Here is a 16,714-nt window from a genome sequence, read left to right on the forward strand (position 1 = left end):
CCGCAGATCCGCATCCGGTTCAGGGGTCAGACGGTGCGGTCGAGCCGATCGGTCAACCAAGCCGCGCCGCGTGTCGTCGCACCTAGTCGCTCGACCCGCTCGCGGAGTCCGCGATCCGAGGTCACCACCACGACGGCCCCCTGGAGCCCGCCGACGACGTCGACGATCGCGTCGTCGCCGCTCCCCGCCGCATCGACGACCGAGACGCCCGCGCGCGATGACGGACCGGCCCCGGCTGCAGTGGCGTCCGGCCGAGCGCCACGAGCCTGGCCCTCGACCACGGCGACGTATGCCGGCCACCACCGGTCGAAGTCCAGCCCGAGGGCGGACGCGTCGGTGCCTGCATGAGCGAGACCGACCAGGCGCGAGACGAAGCCCTGCGCGGCACCCGCGCGGTCCTTCCACCACCCGTTCGGCTGCGAACCGACGACGTTGGCGACGTCGACGACGATGGTGACCCGGCAGTCGAGCTGCGCCCGGAGCTCGGGCCAGGAGTCGGCGAAGCCGGGGTGCAGCGGCAAGGTCTCGACCTCGGCGACCGGCACCCAGGCGAGCGCGATGCTCTCGGGGTCGGAGACGACCGGTTCGAAGGGTGCTACCGCCTCGACGATCACCGTCGTGTACGACCAGAACCCGAGATCCAGCACGGAGGCGAACCGGAGCTCGATCGAGTCCGCCGGCACCCCGGCCTCCTCGTTCGACTCCCGGACGGCACCGTCGACGGCGTCCTCGAACTGGTGACGCGCACCACCCGGGATGCCCCAGGTGCCGCCGAAGTGACTCCATCCGGCTCGATGTTGCAGCAACACCCCGCGTACGGGGTCGTGCACCAGGAGACCCGCGGCTCCGAATCGGCCCCAGAACTTACGGCCGTCTCCGGATTCGACCCAGGCATCACCCGCGTCGCGCACAGGGTCGCTCGGCGGATGCGTGTCGGTCATGCTTCAAGCCTGTCACGAAACCCCGTGCCGCACGCCCGCTGTGCACAAACTCTCCACCACCTGATGGAGTATGTTATATCTTGAATATCAGCACATCGGACGCAGCCGCGCCCTCCCCACCGATTCACGCGAAGGACCACCATGGACGCACGTCAACGCAGGACGCGGGCTCGCCTCGCCAAAACGATCCTGGAACTCGCCGCCAAGCGCCCCACCAGCGAGATGTCCGTCTCCGAGATCGCAGCCCGCGCCGGCATCAACCGGTCGACCTTCTACCAACACGCAGCGGCACCGTGCGAGCTGCTCGAGTCGGTACTGGCCGAGGAACTGACGGAGCTGAGCGTCACCCACCTGGCAACGGTGTCGGCCGACGACGCACCCGCCGCGATCGTGCGCCTCACCGTGGCGACCCTCCGCCACATCGACGACCGCGCCGACATCTACCGGGTGGGGCTGGACGACGACGTCATCGGAGCGAGCCTGCAGCCGATGCTCAACCGGATCTTCACCGCCACGATCCTGGACATCTTCGACCGCGGAGCGATCAGCCTCCCGCACGAGGAGTCCCTCAGCCCCGAACAGCGCGACGTCTTCATCCGCTCGGCGGCCAACTTCGTGTCGGCCGGGTTCGTCGGCGCGTCCCGCGTGTGGCTCGACACCCCGGGGCCACGCGACATCGAAGGATTCCTGCAGCTGACCGGCGAACTGCTGCCGAGCTGGTGGCCGTTCGACGCGGACGCCGAGTCGGTGCTCGCCCCTGCGGTCGAGGTCACCCCGCCACACCTCTGAGCGTGTGCTCCGGCACGGCGAAGGCCCGGGATCGCTCATCGAGCGGTCCCGGGCCTTCGTCAGCGCCCGCCGTTGCGGCGGAGCATCGTGCGTCGGATCAGCGCTGACGCTTCTCGCGGACGCGCATGTTGACGTTGATCGGCGTGCCCTCGAAGCCCCAGATCTCGCGCAGGCGCCGCACGACGTATCGGCGGTAACCCGGGTCGAGGAATCCCGTGGTGAAGAGCACGAAGGTCGGCGGCCGGCTGGCCGCCTGCGTCCCGAACAGGATGCGCGGCTGCTTGCCACCGCGCAGCGGGTGCGGGTGCGCCGCGGTGAGCTCCGCGAGGAAGGCGTTGAACTTGCCGGTCGGGATCCGCATGTCCCACGACTCGAGGGCGACCTCGAGTGCCGGAACGAGCCGTTCGAGGTGACGACCGGTGCGGGCCGAGATGTTGACGCGGGGAGCCCAGGAGACGTGCGAGAGGTCCTGCTCGATCTCGCGCTCCAGGTACTTGCGGCGTTCGTCGTCGAGCTGGTCCCACTTGTTGAACGCGAGGACGAGCGCACGCCCGCTCTCGAGCACGAGGTCGATGATGCGGACGTCCTGCTCGCTGATCACCTCGGTCACGTCGATGAGCACGACCGCGACCTCGGCCTTCTCGAGTGCGGTGCTCGTCCGGAGCGAAGCGTAGAAGTCGGCGCCCTGCGAGAGGTGCACGCGACGACGGATGCCGGCGGTGTCGACGAAGCGCCAGATCTTGCCGCCGAGCTCGATCTGCTCGTCGACCGGGTCGCGAGTGGTGCCGGCGAGGTCGTTGACGACGACGCGCTCCTCCCCCGCGGTCTTGTTCAGCAGGCTGGACTTGCCGACGTTCGGGCGTCCGAGGATCGCGACGCGGCGCGGGCCACCGAACTCGTCCTTCGCGACGGCCGAGACCTGCGGGAGCACCTTGAGGATCGTGTCGAGGAGGTCGGCGACGCCGCGACCGTGGATCGCGGAGACCGGGTAGGGCTCGCCGAGGCCGAGGTTCCAGAGCGCAGCGGCCTCCGGCTCCTGGCGGGCGTCGTCGACCTTGTTGGCGACGAGGAACACCGGACGACCGGTCTTGCGGAGCAGCTTGACGACCTGCTCGTCTGTCGCCGTGGCGCCGACCATGGCGTCGACGACGAAGATGACGACGTCGGAGAGGTCGATGGCGATCTCGGCCTGCGCGGCGACCGACGCGTCGATGCCCTTCGCGTCGGGTTCCCACCCGCCGGTGTCGACGACCGTGAAGCGACGGTCGTTCCACTCGGCCTTGTAGTTGACGCGGTCGCGGGTGACGCCGGGGGTGTCCTCGACGACGGCCTCGCGGCGGCCGAGGATGCGGTTCACCAGCGCGGACTTGCCGACGTTCGGGCGGCCGACGATGGCCACGACGGGCAGGGCCGGCAGGAACCGGATCTCGTCGGGGTCCTCCGTCGCGCCGTCGAGGATGTCGAGGTCGTCGCCCTCGAGGTCGTAGTCGGCCAGGCCGGAGCGGAGGGACGCGGCCCGCTGGGTCGCTAGCTCCTCGTCCATGTCCTGGAGGCGGTCCGCGAGGTCGTCGGGGCCTCCGTCGAACTGCTCGTCATCGTGAGCCATGGGAGTTCCTTGCTGTGAGGGATTCGGTGACGCGGACGACCGCGTCGACCGTCTCGTCGAAGTCGATGTGCGTGGAGTCGACCGTGGTCACTCCGTCCGCCGCGTTCATGAAGTCGACGACCCTGGAGTCCGCCCGATCACGCCGCTGCAGTTGTTCCGCGACGTCGCCGGCAGGGTGGCTCTCGAATTCCGCTGAACGCCTGGCCATTCTAGCCGCTTCGGACGCCGTGAGCAGGATCCGAGCCTGAGCATCCGGTGCGACGACGGTCGTGATGTCCCGTCCCTCGACGACGATGCCCGGACGATCGACGCCCGCGATGAGCGATCGGAACGTGTCGTTGATCCACGCACGCACCTCGGGGACCCTTGCGACGGCCGACACGACCGCCGTCACGCGCTGCCCGCGGATCTCCTCCGTCACGTCCTGCCCGCCCAAGGAGAAGGCGGTGACATCCGGGTCGAGCGAGACGGAGAACGCCTCACCGAAGGCCTCGAGCGAGGCGACGACGGACGCTGAGTCCTCCGGATCGACACCGGCTTCCACGGTGTGCAGGGCGAGCGCGCGGTACCAGGCGCCCGTATCCAGGTACCGGTAGCCGAGCCGGCGCGCGACGGCCTTGCTGACGCTCGACTTCCCGCTGCCGGCAGGCCCGTCGATCGCGACCACGACGGGTGCGGCCTGCGTCGACGCGTCGGTGCTGGTGGGGTGCTGTTCAGTCATGTCTCTTCCTATACCTCTGCTATGCGCCAACCGCGCGACTCGAGGTCGTCCACGGTGCGCTGTTTGACCTCGGGGAGGACCTGGACCTCCGCGAGACCGATGTTCGCGCCGGGCGAGTGCTCCAGACGCAGGTCTTCGATGTTCACGCCGATCTCGCCGAGCTCCGTGAACAGTGCGCCCAGCTGGCCAGGACGGTCGTCGAGGAGGACGACGATGCTGGCGAACCGGCGGTTCTGTCCGTGCTTGCCCGGCAGCCGAGCGACGCCCGTGTTGCCGGCGGCGATCGTGTCCGCGATCGTGCGGCGTGCGCCTGGCACCTCCGGGTCACGGAGCGACGAGATGACCGAGTCGAGGTCGGTGGACAGCCGCTCCAACACCGGGAGGACTTCGGCATGGTTCGCGCTGAGGATCTGCACCCAGAGTTCGGGCGCGCTCGACGCGATGCGGACGGTGTCGCGGAGGCCCTGGCCGGCGAGCTGGATGGCACCCTCCTCCGCGTCCCGCAGCTGCGCGGCGAGGAGACTCGCGACGAGCTGCGGGGTGTGCGAGACGAGCGCGACGAACCGGTCGTGTTCCTCGGGGGTCATCTCCATCGGGATGGTCCCGAGGTCGAGCGCGAGTCCCTCGACCTGTGCCAGCGCCCAGGCGGGGGTCTCCGCGTCGCGGCAGATCACCCAGGGACGACCGAGGAAGAGGTCCGCCCGCGCGGAGATGGCTCCGCCTCGCTCGCGCCCGGCGAGTGGGTGGGAGCCGATGTACCGGGTGAGGTCGACGCCGCGCTCGAGCAGCGCCCGATACGGTTCGAGCTTCACGCTCGCGACGTCGGTGACGACCGCATCCGGGAACGCCGCCAGCTCGGCCTCGATCACGCGGGCCGTGACGTCCGGCGGGACGCAGATGACGACGACGGACGGGGTGTCGGTCGCCTCGGCACCACGACCCGCTCCGTAGTCGATGGCGAGACGCAACTGGCTGGGCGACGCGTCGTCGAGGATGATGTCGACGCCCTTGGCGCGCAGCGCGAGACCGATGCTCGCGCCGAGCAGCCCGGCTCCCACGATGCGGACGGAACCCTGGACGCGCGGTGGCGAGGCGACGACGTCGGTCATTCGGTCGGCTCCGACGCCTCCGCCGCGGTGCCGTCGGCTGCACGCGCCTCAGGGCCGTGCGCACGCGCGATCGTGAGGATGGCGCCGAGCTCGTCCTTGGTGAGCTCGCGCAGCTGCCCGGACCCGAGGGTGCCGAGGTGGAGGGGGCCGAACTGGCGACGGACGAGGTCCACGACCGGGTGCCCGACGGCGTCCAGCATGCGGCGGACGATCCGGTTGCGGCCGGAGTGCAGCGTGAGCTCCACCAGGCTGAAGCCGTCCTCGGTGCCGAGGAGCCGCGCCTTGTCGGCGGAGATGGGTCCGTCCTCCAGGTCGATGCCCGCGGTCAACTTCGCGAGGACCTGCGGGGTCACCTTGCCGGTCACCTTCGCGATGTACGTCTTCTGCACGCCGAAGGACGGATGCGCGAGCACGTGGGCCAGATCGCCGTCGTTCGTGAGGATGAGCAGGCCGCTCGTCTCGGCGTCGAGGCGCCCGACGTTGAACAACCGCTCCTCGTACTGCTCGGTGAAGCGGCGCAGATCGGGGCGGCCCCGGTCGTCCTTCAGCGAGCTGTAGATGCCCACAGGCTTGTTGAGCATGAGGTACCGCTTCGAAGCGTCGAGTTGAATGGCGCTGCCGTCGACCGACACGAGGTCGTGCTCCGGGTCGATGCGTGAGCCGAGCTCGGTCACGACGACGCCGTTCACCTCCACACGCCCGTCCTCGATGAGCTGCTCGGAGACGCGCCTGGAGGCGACGCCCGCGTTCGCGAGCACCTTCTGCAAGCGGATGCCCTCTGGTTCAGTGCTGGTCACTGTCGAATCCTTCCCGGCCATCGTCGAGCAACGGCGAGATCCGCGGCAGCTCCTCGATGGCGTTGATACCAAGTTGGGTGAGCAGGAGATCGGTGGTGCCGTAGTTGATGGCACCCGTCTCGCTGTCGGTGAACATCTCCGTGATGAGACCGCGTCCGAGAAGCGTCCGGACGACGGAGTCGACGTTGACGGCACGGATCGACGCGATCGCCCCACGGCTGATGGGTTGCTTGTAGGCGATGACCGCGAGGGTCTCGAGCGCCGCCTGCGAGAGCTTCGTCGGGTTCTGCGACACCACGTAGTCTGCGATGAGGGCGTCGTGGTCTGCTCGGACGTAGAACCGCCATCCGCCACCGACCTCGCGCAGCTCGAAGCCGCGTCGCACGCCGCCGCGTTCCCCGTCGTAGTCGGCCACGAGTTCGGCGATGGCACGCCGCACTGTTCCGACCGGGACGTGCACGGCTGCAGCCAGGTTCACGAGGCTCTGCGGCTCGTCGGCCACCATGAGGATCGCCTCGAGCGCCCTCGGGACGTCCGGTGCCGGTACCGGCTCGGGTTCGGGCGGGAGGCTCGTCACCACGTCGGCAGGCCGGTCGATCGGCTCGTCGGACCGCTCAGGCATCGTAATCGGCTCCCAGGTTCGCGAGGCTGTCGTCGTCCCAGGTCTCGGCCGTCCAACGCAATGTGAGCTCGCCGAGCGGCTCGATCTGCTCGAACGACAGCGCGGCGTGGCGGTAGAGCTCGAGCACGGCGATGAACCGGGCGATGACGACGCCCTTCTGCTCGGCACCGGCGACGAGTTCACGGAACGTGTGGGATCCGCCGCTGCGGAGGATGGCGACGACGTGCGCGGCCTGCTCGCGGATGCTCACGAGTGGCGCGTGCAGGTGGTCGAGTCCGACGGTCGGCAGCTCGCGTGGCGTGAACGCGAGCGTCGCCAGTGCCGCGAAATCCTGGGCCGTCAGCGTCCAGACGAGTTCCGGAGTCTGGCGACGATACTGCTCCTCCAGGCGGACGGAACGGGGATGACGCGCCGACTCCCGTTCGAGGCGTTCGGCGAACCAGGCCGACGCCTGCTTGAAGGCGCGGTACTGGAGCAGGCGCGCGAACAGGAGGTCCCTCGCCTCCAGCAGGGCGACGTCCTCGGCGTCGACCAGCTCACCTTGCGGCAGCAGGCCGGCGATCTTGAGGTCGAGCAGCGTGGCCGCGACGACGAGGAACTCACTCGCCTGATCGAGCTCGTCGTCGGCCTCGAGGGTGCGCAGGTAGCCGATGAACTCGTCGGTCACGCGGCTGAGTGACACCTCGGTGATGTCGAGCTCGTGTTTGCCGATGAGCGACAACAGGAGATCGAACGGGCCCTCGAAGCCGTCGAACGACACCCGGAACGACGGAGTCGCCGCAGGTTCGACGGACGACGCCTCGGTGGGGTGCGTGCCGGTCTCGTCGGCCGGAGGAAGGACGGCCACGGACGACCGCGCGGGATCAGGCGATCGCGCCACGGGAGATGAGCTCTCTCGCCAGCTGACGGTAGGCCTTCGCTGCCGCGTGCTCCGGTGCGAACTCGGTGATCGGGGTTCCGGCGACGCTCGCGTCCGGGAACTTCACGGTCCGGCCGATGACCGTCTCGAGCACCTTGTCGTCGAACGCGTCGACGACCCGCTCGAGCACCTCGCGCGAGTGCAGCGTCCGGGAGTCGTACATGGTCGCGAGGATGCCGTCGAGCTCGATCGCCGGGTTGAGGCGGTCGCGGACCTTGTCGATCGTCTCGATCAGCAGCGCGACGCCACGCAGGGCGAAGAACTCGCACTCGAGCGGGATGAGCACCCCGTGGCTCGCTGTGAGGGCGTTGACGGTGAGCAGGCCGAGCGAGGGCTGGCAGTCGATCAGGATGACGTCGTAGTCGTCGGAGACCTTCCGCAGCACCCGGGCCAGGATCGTCTCGCGCGCGACCTCGTTGACGAGGTGGACCTCGGCGGCGGAGAGGTCGATGTTCGCCGGCAGGACGTCGAGACCGTCGATGGCGGTGTGCTGGATGACCTCCGCCGGGTCCTTCACGGTGCCGAGCAGCAGGTCGTACACGGTGTTCGAATCGTGGGTCGAGATACCGAGCCCCGCGGACAGTGCGCCCTGCGGGTCGAAGTCGACGACGAGGACGCGACGGCCGTACTCGGCCAGCGCGGCCGAGAGGCTGATGGTGGTCGTCGTCTTCCCGACCCCGCCCTTCTGGTTGCAGAGCGAGATGATGCGCGCCGGGCCGTGCTGGGCCAGGGTCGGCGGGACCGCGAATTCGCGACGCGGGCGGCCGGTGGGGCCGTTCGGGTTCGCTTCGGCGGCGGTCTTGCGCGCAGCGTGCTGCACTGCGCTCGTGTGCTTCGTACCGGCCACCGGTGTTGCCTCGCTCCCGCTTGCTGTCGTTCGAGTGACGAGTCTACCGGGCCGCGGCTCAGGCCCGGGGTGCCGCTCCGCCCGCGGTCCATCTGGCCCGCGGATGCGACTGCGTGTACACGTCGCGGAGGTTGTCGACCGTCACCAGGGTGTACAACTGCGTCGTCGCGACGGAGGAGTGACCGAGGAGTTCCTGCACGACCCGGACGTCGGCCCCGCCCTGCAACAGGTGGGTGGCGAACGAGTGCCGCAGGGTGTGCGGCGAGATGTGCGCTTCGAGTCCCGCGCGCTCGGCCGCACGCTGCAGGATGAGCCAGGCACTCTGCCGGGACAGGCGTGCGCCACGCTGCCCGAGGAAGAGTGCCGGCGTGGAACGACCGAGGGCTGAGAAGACGGGACGGACCCGGACCAGATAGCGGTCGACCGCTTCGCGGGCGAAGCTCCCGAGCGGCACGATCCGTTGTTTGCCACCCTTGCCGAGCAACCGGACGATGTCGGTGTCGATGACGTCGTCGACGTTCAGGCCGACCGCCTCCGAGACCCGGGCGCCGGTGGCATAGAGCAGCTCGAGGAGCGCCTTGTCGCGGATCGCGAGCAATTCGTCGCCGTCGGTCGTCTCGAGCAGGGCCCGGACCTGGTCGATCGTGATCGCCTTCGGCAGGCGTCCGGGGAGCTTCGGCGGGCGCACCTCCCGCGCCACGTCCACCTCGACGAGCTGCTCGTCGAGCAGGAACCGGTGGAGCCCGCGGATGGAGGACAGGACCCTGGCGAGCGAGGACGCCCGGACCGGCTGTCCCTCCGGCGTCCGCAGCGACGCGGTGTACTCCGACACATGCGCGGCGGTGACGGCGGCCGCTTCATCGACGCCGTGCGCGCCGAGCCAGGCCAGGTAACCGTCGAGATCCCGCCGGTAGGCGGCCTGCGTATTGGCCGACAGGCCGCGCTCGATCGCGATGTGCCGCAGGTAGTCGGCGACCGCGCGATCGAGCGCCACGCCTCAGGCTCCGCCCGGTCCGATCGTGGAGTCGCCGCTGTCGCGCAGCGTCGACCACCCTCGATCGCGAGCCGCAGCAGCGGTCAGGACACCGATCATGAGGATCGAGTTGTGGAGCCGGCCGTCGAGCACCGCCGCCACCGCATCGTCGAGCGGCACCCACTCGATGCGGATGTCCGCCTCCTCCTCGGCGCGGGCGAACGCCTCGGTGGTCGCGGTGAGGTCGCGGGCGAGATAGATGCGGATCGACTCGTTGCTGCCACCAGGGGTGGTGTAGAACTCCGTCAGGAGCTGCAGGGAGCCGGCGACCAGGTCGGCCTCCTCCTCGAGTTCACGACCCGCGGCGACCGCCGGGTCCTCCCCCGCGATGTCGAGCAGCCCTGCCGGGAGCTCCCAGTCGCGCTCGCCGATCGGGTGGCGGTACTGCTGGATGAGCAGCACCCGGTCCTCGGCGTCGAGCGCGAGCACGGCGACCGCTCCGGTGTGATCGACGAACTCGCGGACGACCTCGCCGTCGCCGTACCGGAACGTCTCGCGGCGGATGTCCCAGACCTTGCCCTCGAAGGCGCGCTCCGAGGAGACGACGTCGACCTGGTGTGCCTCGTCGCGCAACGCTCCGACGGTGTCGTTCGACTCAACCATTGGCGACGTCGAACAGTCGGCTCGCCTGCTGGCGCTCGAGCGAGGCGCCGACGAGGCCGGCGAACAGCGGGTGGGCGTGGTTCGGACGCGAACGGAGCTCGGGGTGGGCCTGCGTCGCGACGTAGAACGGGTGCACCTCGCGCGGCAGCTCGACGTACTCGACGAGCGTGCCGTCGGGCGAGAGGCCGGAGAACTGCAGACCGGCGTCCGCGATCTGCTGGCGGTATCCGTTGTTCACCTCGTAGCGGTGACGGTGGCGCTCCGAGACCTCGTTCGACCCGTAGAGTTCGGCGACGATCGAGCCCTCGTCGAGCTTCGCCGCATACAAACCGAGGCGCATCGTCCCGCCGAGGTCGCCGCCGGCGATGATCTCGACCTGCTCGGCCATCGTCGCGATGACGGGGAACTGCGTGTCGGGGTCGAACTCCGAGGAGCTCGCGCCCTCGAGTCCGACGATGTTGCGAGCGTACTCGATGACCATGCACTGCAGGCCGAGGCAGAGTCCGAGCACCGGGATGCCGTTCTCGCGGGCGAACTTCAGGGCGCCGAGCTTGCCCTCGATCCCGCGGATACCGAAGCCGCCGGGGACGCAGATGCCGTCGACATCGGCGAGCGCTTTGATCGCTCCCTCGACCGTCTCGCAGTCGTCGGACGGGATCCACCGGATGCTGACCTTGGTGTCGTGCGCGAATCCACCGGCCTTGAGCGCCTCGGTGACCGAGAGGTAGGCGTCGGGGAGGTCGATGTACTTGCCGACGAGGCCGATGGTGACCGCGTGCTTCGGGTGGTGCACGGCCTCGAGGAGATCCGCCCAGCCGCTCCAGTCGACGTCGTTGGTGACGAGGCCGAGCCGGTCCGCGATGTACGCGTCGAGGCCCTGGTCGTTCAGCATCGTGGGGATGTCGTAGATGCTCGGCACGTCCACCGCGTTGACGACGGCGTCCTCGTCGACGTCGCACATGAGCGCGATCTTGCGCTTGTTGCTCTCCGTCACGGGGCGGTCGCTGCGAAGCACGAGGGCGTCGGGCTGGATGCCGATGGAGCGGAGGGCCGCGACCGAGTGCTGCGTCGGCTTCGTCTTCTGCTCCCCCGAGGCGCCCATGTACGGCACGAGGGACACGTGCACGAAGAAGACGTTGTTCCGGCCGAGCTCGTGACGGATCTGCCGGGCCGACTCGATGAACGGCTGCGACTCGATGTCGCCGACCGTGCCACCGATCTCCGTGATGATCACGTCGGGCTGCGGCGTCTCGGACGCCTGGAGGCGCATCCGGCGCTTGATCTCGTCGGTGATGTGCGGGATGACCTGCACGGTGTCGCCGAGGTACTCGCCGCGGCGCTCCTTGGCGATGACGGTTGAGTAGATCTGCCCCGTCGTGACGTTCGCCGCCTGGCTCAGCTCGATGTCGAGGAAGCGCTCGTAGTGGCCGATGTCGAGATCGGTCTCGGCGCCGTCGTCGGTCACGAAGACCTCGCCGTGCTGGAACGGGTTCATCGTGCCGGGGTCGACGTTGAGATACGGGTCGAGCTTCTGCATGACGACCCGGAGCCCGCGTGCGGTCAGCAGGTTGCCGAGACTGGCGGCAGTGAGCCCCTTGCCCAACGAAGAAACGACACCACCAGTCACGAAGATGTGCTTGGTCGTGCCGTTGGAGCCCGGGACGATGTCGTCGGTCGAGGAGTTCAGGTTGCCCGCTTCAGAAGTATTCACCACGGGCTTTTATCCTACCATCCAGTTCGGGCTTCCGTGTCGATTCCTGCACAGGACCGTCGTCATGAGGCGGCGAGGGCGAGCAGTTCGCGGGCGTGGGCGAGGCCACTGTCCGATTCCGCGAGGCCTGAGAGCAACCGGGCCATCTCCGCTTCGCGGTCCGCACCGACGAGCTGACGGACGCTCGAGGCCGTGACGGACCCGTCTCCGCCCTTGACCACGCTCAGGTGGTTGTTGGCGAAGGCCGCGACCTGCGCGAGGTGGGTGACGACGATCACCTGGGACCGTTCGGCGAGGGCCGCGAGACGGCGACCGATCTCGATCGCCGCAGCACCGCCGACACCGGCGTCGACCTCGTCGAACACGAAGGTCGGGACGGGGTCCGCTCCGGCGATGACGACCTCGAGGGCCAGCATCACGCGAGAGAGCTCTCCACCCGAAGCGCCCTTCCCCAGCGGGCGCGGTTCCGCTCCGGCGTGGGGTCGGAGGAGGAAGGCGATCGCGTCCTTGCCGTGCACCGTGAGGTCGTCGCGGTCGGTGACCTCGACGACCAGCTCGGCTTCGGCCATGGCGAGCGAACGCAGTTCGGTGCTGGCCGCTGCTCCCAGTCGGGCAGCCGCCTCGACCCGGACCGCGCTCAGCGCCGCGGCGGCCGTGTCGACCTCGCCGACGAGGCGCTCGACCTCACCCACCAACTGGGTGATGCGGTCGGAGTCGCCGTCGAGTTCCAGGAGGCGGGTGCTCCCGGTCTCGAGGAGCTGCAGGACGTCGTCGGCGGTCGGGCCGTACTTCCGGGCCAGTGTGGCGAGGGTCGCGCGGCGTTCCTGCACGACCTCGAGTTCGCGGGCGCCGTCCTCGTCGAGTCCGGCCAGGTAGCTGGAGAGCTCGGCGGCGATCTCGGCCGCAAGGTAGCTCGCGTTCGCCACGCTCGCGGCGATCGCGCCGAGGGCCGGGTCGTGGACCGCGGCGCGGTCCAGCTGCCGCCGGGCGCCTTCGAGGAGTCCGACGACGTCGCTCTCCTCGCCGGCTTCGGCGGAGACGAGTTCCCGTGCGCCGGCCGCAGAGAGCCGCAGCTCCTCCAGGTTCGTGAGTCGATCGGCACGCTCCGCGAGCTCGGTGTCCTCCCCGGGTTGCGGGTCCGCCTGCTCGATCTCCGCCAGCGCGGCGCGCAGCTGTTCGGCTTCGAGCAGGCGGGCGTCGCGTTCGCCGGTGAGGGTCTCGAGCTCGGTCCGCAGTTCGATGAGTCGGCGGTACCGCTCCTGGTAGTCGGCCAACGCCTGGTGGAGCGGTTCGCCGGCGAACCGGTCGAGTGCGTCCCGCTGAGCGGGTGCAGCCCGCAGGCGGATCTGATCGGATTGTCCGTGCACCACCACGAGCTGCTCGCCGAGCTCGGACAGGATCCCGATGGGTGCTGTGCGCCCACCGACGATCGCGCGACCGCGTCCCTCGGCGGTCACGATGCGTCCGAGCAACAGCTCCGCCGCCTCGCCCGCTTCGTCGAGGTCTCCCCCGGCTTCGCGGACGCGATCTGCGACGGCGCCCTCCGCCGGCACCAACCAGCGTCCTTGGACACTGGTCTGCTTCTGGCCGGCGCGGACGACGCCGCTGTCCGAGCGCTGTCCGAGGAGGAGGCCGAGCGCGGTGACGACCATGGTCTTGCCTGCGCCCGTCTCACCGGTGACGGCCGTGAAACCTGGTCCCAGCGGAAGGGTGCCCGAGGCGATGACCCCGAGGTCGCGGATCTCGATCTCTTCGATCATGCAGTGCCGTCCTGATCGTCGTCGTGGCCGGTGGTCGTCGGACCCGGCAGGTGGATCGTGCCGGTCATGGGCTCCTCTCGACCGGTGGGGCCACGCCAGCCGGTGACCGGGAGCCGGAACTTGTTGACGAGGCGGTCGGTGAAGGTGCTCTCGTGCAGACGCGCCAGACGCACCGGCACCGACGAGCGTCGGACCACGACCCGCGCGCCCGGCTGGAGGTCGCGCGCGCGGCGACCGTCGCACCAGAGGACACCGAGCCCGTCGGTGCGCTCCAGCACCTCCACGGCGAGAGCCGACTCCGGACCGACGACCAACGGCTTGGCGAACAGCGCGTGCGCGCTGAGCGGGACGAGGGTGATGGCCTCGACGGACGGCCACACGACGGGCCCGCCTGCGGAGAAGTTGTACGCGGTGGAACCGGTGGGTGTCGAGATGACCACACCGTCGCAACCGAACGACGAGAGCGGACGCTGGTCGACCTCGATGACGACCTCGAGCATGCGCTCCCGGCTCGCCTTCTCGACCGTGGCCTCGTTGAGCGCCCAGGTCTCGTAGACGACCTCGGCCCCGACCTTCACCCGCACCGACAGCGTCATCCGCTCTTCGACGAAGTAGTCGCGTCGGACGACCCGTTCGACCGTCTCGGTGAGGTCGTCGCGTTCGCTCTCGGCGAGGAACCCGATGTGGCCGAGGTTCACGCCGAGCAGCGGGGCAGCCGAGCCGCGGGTGACCTCGGCGGCGCGCAGGATCGTGCCGTCGCCACCGAGCACGATGGTCAGCTCGATGTCGCCGAGCCCGACCTCGTCGTGGAGGACGGAGACGACCGAGAGTTCCGGGTCGACGGCGATGAGGTCGGCGCGCTCCAGGGCGCTCAGCACGGGGCGGACGCCTGCGTCCAGCAGCAGTCGGGAGACGAGGACCGCGGCGTCGCGGGAGTCGTCACGGCCCGTGTGCGCGACGACCAGGATGTTCCTCGCCGCGACGGTCGGATCGGTGGGGTGTGGCATCGGGTTACGCTCCAGCCATCGAGGTGATCTGCTGCATCCATTCTGTCGGATTGCGGCCGTGCTCAGCCGATATCCACACGACGTACTCACGGTTGCCGTGCGTGCCGACGATGGGCGACGGGATGAGCCCGGCCGTGCCCAGTCCGAGGTCCCAGGCGGCCCACAGGACGCCGGCGACGGCGTCCGCTCGGAGCGCGGCGTCGGTGACGACGCCTTCGCGGACGCCTCCACGCCCGACCTCGAACTGCGGCTTGACGAGGAGCACGAGCTCGGCGGGGGCCGCCGCCACGCCAGCGAGGGCCGGAAGCACCTGTGTGAGGGAGATGAAGGAGAGGTCGCCGACCACGACCGACGGCCGCTCGTCGTCGCCGGTCAATTCTCGGAACTGTTCAGGGGTGAGGAATCGGACGTTGCATCCTTCGACGACCTGCACCCGCGCGTCCTCGCGCAGCTGCGGGACGAGCTGGTCATGGCCGACGTCCAGCGCGACCACCCGTCGGGCGCCGCGCTCGAGGAGGACCTGCGTGAATCCGCCGGTCGAGGCCCCGGCGTCGAGGACCAGGGCGTCCTCGACGGAGACGGGGAACGCGTCCAGCGCGGCGAGGAGTTTGTGCGCGGCGCGGCTCACGTAGTGGTCGGTCGCGGCGACGGTGAGCTTCGCGTCGGGCCGTACCCGATGCGCTGCTTTGACGATGGTCCGTCCGTCCACGGTGACCAGCCCGTCGGCGACGAGTTGCGCTGCATGGGTTCGGGACCGGGCGAGCCCACGGGTGGCGAGGGCGGCGTCGAGGCGGACCGGCGAGCGGTCCTCCTCAGCGGTGTCGGGTGCTGCGGGCGGTTCGGGTAGGTTCTGCATGCGTTATGCCGAGGTCCTCGGCGAGTCGCTCCCTTCGAGCGTTGCCCGGAGTTCATCGACGAGTTCGCCGTAGGCGGCGGCACGCTCCCCGAGCGGCTGCTCGTCGATGCGGTGGACGCGGGACAGGAGGCTGTTGCTCGGGTCCTCCGGTTCATTCGTCACAGGGCAACCCTACCGGCCACCACCACCGTCGTCGGGTGGGAGCGCTGAGGGCGAACACGGCCGGTAGCGGCCGAGAGCGCGTTCATTCCGCGTACAGGTGCTCCGGGACGTTGAGCCCGTAGATCGCCCGGCCGGAGGCCCAGATCGCCGCGCACGCGGCACGGAGCAGATCGATCTTCGTCGGACCGCTCGATTCCACGACGACGTCGTTGCCGCGGATGCGGACCGTCGCGGCACCGACGGTCGCCGCCTTGCCGTCCCGTGACATCGTCGTGACCGGGTACGGCTCGTGCAGCTGCCGCAGGTCTTCGAGGATGAACGTCGGCCGGGAGTGCTGGTCAGCCGCGAGGACATGCTTGGCTCGATCGATCCCGGTGAGGACGAGCGCGGAGGCGATGCCGGCGCGGTTCGCCCCGAGGATGTCCGTGTCGAGCCGGTCGCCGATGAACAGCGGTTTGGACGCGTTGAAGCGCACCTTCGCCTCGTCGAAGATCGGTACTTCGGGCTTGCCGGCGACCGTGGCGAGCCGTCCGACGGCGGTGTGGACGGCTGAGACGAGCGTTCCGTTGCCGGGTGCGATACCGCGGGCCTGGGGAATGGTCCAGTCGGTGTTCGTGGCGACCCAGGGCAGTTCAGTTCCGTCCGCTTGTGGGGTCTGCAGGGCGAAGGCCGCCTCGGCGAGGTGTGACCATCCGACCTCCGGGGCGAAGCCCTGGATCACGGCGGCCGGCGAGTCCTCGGCCGATCGGGTGACGACGAAGCCACCCTTCTCCACCTCGTCGACGAGGCCGGCGCCGCCGACCACCAGGATGGTGGAACCGGCAGGCACGAGGCCCGCCAGGAGTCGCACGGCGGCCTGGGGGCTCGTCACGACCTCGGCGGGTGCCACGGTGAGGCCAAGGTCCGTCAGGTGTTGCGCGACCGAGGCGTCGGTCCGGGAGGCGTTGTTCGTGATGTAGCCGACCCGCACGTGTGTCGCGGCGAGGTTCAACGACTCCACCGCATGCGGGATCGCGTTCGGTCCGGCGTAGACGACGCCGTCCAGGTCGGCGAGCACGACGTCGACACCGTCGAGGGGGGTCACGGGCTTAGGCCTTCTCGTCAGCAGCGGACTCATCGGCCGGCGCCTCCTTTGGCAGCTCCACTTGTACCTCGGAGTCAGCGTCAGCGTCAGCATCAGCATCAGCATCAGCATCAGCATCAGCATCAGCATCAGCATCAGCATCAGCAT

General features: G+C 69.5%; 17 protein-coding genes. 1 reads left to right on the forward strand and 16 read right to left on the reverse strand.

Going from position 1 to position 16,714, the window contains the following annotated elements:
- Nucleotides 1–26: 26 nt before the first annotated feature.
- Nucleotides 27–941 carry an NUDIX domain-containing protein gene (locus QRN26_RS18435; RefSeq protein WP_285037840.1) on the reverse strand — a complete coding sequence of 305 codons (915 nt, stop codon included), beginning with the start codon at nucleotides 939–941 and terminating at the stop codon, nucleotides 27–29.
- A 141-nt stretch (nucleotides 942–1,082) separates the two neighbouring features.
- Here QRN26_RS18435 and QRN26_RS18440 point away from each other — a divergent pair, with 141 nt between their 5' ends.
- On the forward strand, nucleotides 1,083–1,730 hold the full coding sequence (locus tag QRN26_RS18440; protein WP_285037841.1) for a TetR/AcrR family transcriptional regulator: 648 nt from the start codon (nucleotides 1,083–1,085) through the stop codon (nucleotides 1,728–1,730).
- Nucleotides 1,731–1,827: 97 nt separating this feature from the next.
- Here QRN26_RS18440 and der read toward each other — a convergent pair whose 3' ends face one another.
- From der to QRN26_RS18515, 15 genes are all read right to left on the reverse strand, one after another.
- Entirely contained in the window at nucleotides 1,828–3,336 is a 1,509-nt protein-coding gene (gene der / locus QRN26_RS18445) for a ribosome biogenesis GTPase Der (protein ID WP_056005168.1), read from the reverse strand.
- Nucleotides 3,323–4,057, reverse strand: coding sequence for a (d)CMP kinase (cmk, locus tag QRN26_RS18450; protein ID WP_056005164.1), 735 nt, complete (start codon nucleotides 4,055–4,057; stop codon nucleotides 3,323–3,325). The genes der and cmk overlap by 14 nt, the downstream gene beginning before the upstream one ends.
- An 8-nt stretch (nucleotides 4,058–4,065) precedes the next feature.
- Nucleotides 4,066–5,166, reverse strand: a complete 1,101-nt coding sequence (locus QRN26_RS18455) for a prephenate dehydrogenase (RefSeq protein WP_056005161.1) — start codon at nucleotides 5,164–5,166, stop codon at nucleotides 4,066–4,068.
- Entirely contained in the window at nucleotides 5,163–5,984 is an 822-nt protein-coding gene (locus QRN26_RS18460) for a pseudouridine synthase (protein ID WP_285037842.1), read from the reverse strand. Before QRN26_RS18460 ends, QRN26_RS18455 begins: the two co-directional genes overlap by 4 nt.
- Entirely contained in the window at nucleotides 5,950–6,585 is a 636-nt protein-coding gene (gene scpB / locus QRN26_RS18465; protein ID WP_285037843.1) for an SMC-Scp complex subunit ScpB, read from the reverse strand. Before scpB ends, QRN26_RS18460 begins: the two co-directional genes overlap by 35 nt.
- Nucleotides 6,578–7,432, reverse strand: coding sequence for a segregation and condensation protein A (locus QRN26_RS18470; protein WP_502927759.1), 855 nt, complete (start codon nucleotides 7,430–7,432; stop codon nucleotides 6,578–6,580). Before QRN26_RS18470 ends, scpB begins: the two co-directional genes overlap by 8 nt.
- Nucleotides 7,433–7,448: 16 nt before the next feature.
- Complete coding sequence (locus tag QRN26_RS18475; protein ID WP_056011089.1) at nucleotides 7,449–8,324, reverse strand: ParA family protein; 876 nt, start codon at nucleotides 8,322–8,324, stop codon at nucleotides 7,449–7,451.
- Nucleotides 8,325–8,409: 85 nt separating this feature from the next.
- On the reverse strand, nucleotides 8,410–9,345 hold the full coding sequence (xerD, locus tag QRN26_RS18480; RefSeq protein ID WP_056777146.1) for a site-specific tyrosine recombinase XerD: 936 nt from the start codon (nucleotides 9,343–9,345) through the stop codon (nucleotides 8,410–8,412).
- A 3-nt stretch (nucleotides 9,346–9,348) separates the two neighbouring features.
- Nucleotides 9,349–9,987 (reverse strand): NUDIX domain-containing protein, encoded by a 639-nt coding sequence (locus QRN26_RS18485; protein ID WP_285037844.1) that lies wholly within the window; start codon nucleotides 9,985–9,987, stop codon nucleotides 9,349–9,351.
- Nucleotides 9,980–11,674 carry a CTP synthase gene (pyrG, locus tag QRN26_RS18490; protein WP_228507220.1) on the reverse strand — a complete coding sequence of 565 codons (1,695 nt, stop codon included), beginning with the start codon at nucleotides 11,672–11,674 and terminating at the stop codon, nucleotides 9,980–9,982. The genes QRN26_RS18485 and pyrG overlap by 8 nt, the downstream gene beginning before the upstream one ends.
- 86 nt (nucleotides 11,675–11,760) lie before the next feature.
- The gene (gene recN / locus QRN26_RS18495) at nucleotides 11,761–13,458 is read right to left on the reverse strand and encodes a DNA repair protein RecN (RefSeq protein ID WP_285037845.1); all 1,698 of its coding nucleotides are present in this window, start codon (nucleotides 13,456–13,458) and stop codon (nucleotides 11,761–11,763) included.
- Nucleotides 13,455–14,465 carry an NAD kinase gene (locus QRN26_RS18500; protein WP_285037846.1) on the reverse strand — a complete coding sequence of 337 codons (1,011 nt, stop codon included), beginning with the start codon at nucleotides 14,463–14,465 and terminating at the stop codon, nucleotides 13,455–13,457. The genes recN and QRN26_RS18500 overlap by 4 nt, the downstream gene beginning before the upstream one ends.
- Nucleotides 14,466–14,469: 4 nt before the next feature.
- Nucleotides 14,470–15,321 (reverse strand): TlyA family RNA methyltransferase, encoded by an 852-nt coding sequence (locus QRN26_RS18505; RefSeq protein ID WP_285037847.1) that lies wholly within the window; start codon nucleotides 15,319–15,321, stop codon nucleotides 14,470–14,472.
- A 3-nt stretch (nucleotides 15,322–15,324) separates the two neighbouring features.
- Nucleotides 15,325–15,483: a hypothetical protein gene (locus QRN26_RS18510; protein WP_164488330.1), complete on the reverse strand. Its 159-nt coding sequence runs from the start codon at nucleotides 15,481–15,483 to the stop codon at nucleotides 15,325–15,327.
- A gap of 82 nt (nucleotides 15,484–15,565) precedes the next feature.
- Nucleotides 15,566–16,600: an HAD-IIA family hydrolase gene (locus QRN26_RS18515; protein WP_285037848.1), complete on the reverse strand. Its 1,035-nt coding sequence runs from the start codon at nucleotides 16,598–16,600 to the stop codon at nucleotides 15,566–15,568.
- Nucleotides 16,601–16,714 lie beyond the last annotated feature (114 nt).

This window comes from Plantibacter sp. ME-Dv--P-095 (assembly GCF_030209365.1).
In the GTDB taxonomy this organism is placed as follows: domain Bacteria; phylum Actinomycetota; class Actinomycetes; order Actinomycetales; family Microbacteriaceae; genus Plantibacter.

Coding starts and splice junctions, on each gene's coding strand:
- QRN26_RS18485 (WP_285037844.1), bottom strand. CDS start 9,987: ATGGTTGAGTCGAACGACACCGTCGGAGCGTTGCGCGACGAGGCACAC.
- der (WP_056005168.1), bottom strand. CDS start 3,336: ATGGCTCACGATGACGAGCAGTTCGACGGAGGCCCCGACGACCTCGCG.
- QRN26_RS18460 (WP_285037842.1), bottom strand. CDS start 5,984: ATGGCCGGGAAGGATTCGACAGTGACCAGCACTGAACCAGAGGGCATC.
- recN (WP_285037845.1), bottom strand. CDS start 13,458: ATGATCGAAGAGATCGAGATCCGCGACCTCGGGGTCATCGCCTCGGGC.
- scpB (WP_285037843.1), bottom strand. CDS start 6,585: ATGCCTGAGCGGTCCGACGAGCCGATCGACCGGCCTGCCGACGTGGTG.
- QRN26_RS18515 (WP_285037848.1), bottom strand. CDS start 16,600: ATGAGTCCGCTGCTGACGAGAAGGCCTAAGCCCGTGACCCCCCTCGAC.
- QRN26_RS18500 (WP_285037846.1), bottom strand. CDS start 14,465: ATGCCACACCCCACCGATCCGACCGTCGCGGCGAGGAACATCCTGGTC.
- QRN26_RS18505 (WP_285037847.1), bottom strand. CDS start 15,321: ATGCAGAACCTACCCGAACCGCCCGCAGCACCCGACACCGCTGAGGAG.
- QRN26_RS18440 (WP_285037841.1), top strand. CDS start 1,083: ATGGACGCACGTCAACGCAGGACGCGGGCTCGCCTCGCCAAAACGATC.
- QRN26_RS18455 (WP_056005161.1), bottom strand. CDS start 5,166: ATGACCGACGTCGTCGCCTCGCCACCGCGCGTCCAGGGTTCCGTCCGC.
- cmk (WP_056005164.1), bottom strand. CDS start 4,057: ATGACTGAACAGCACCCCACCAGCACCGACGCGTCGACGCAGGCCGCA.
- QRN26_RS18435 (WP_285037840.1), bottom strand. CDS start 941: ATGACCGACACGCATCCGCCGAGCGACCCTGTGCGCGACGCGGGTGAT.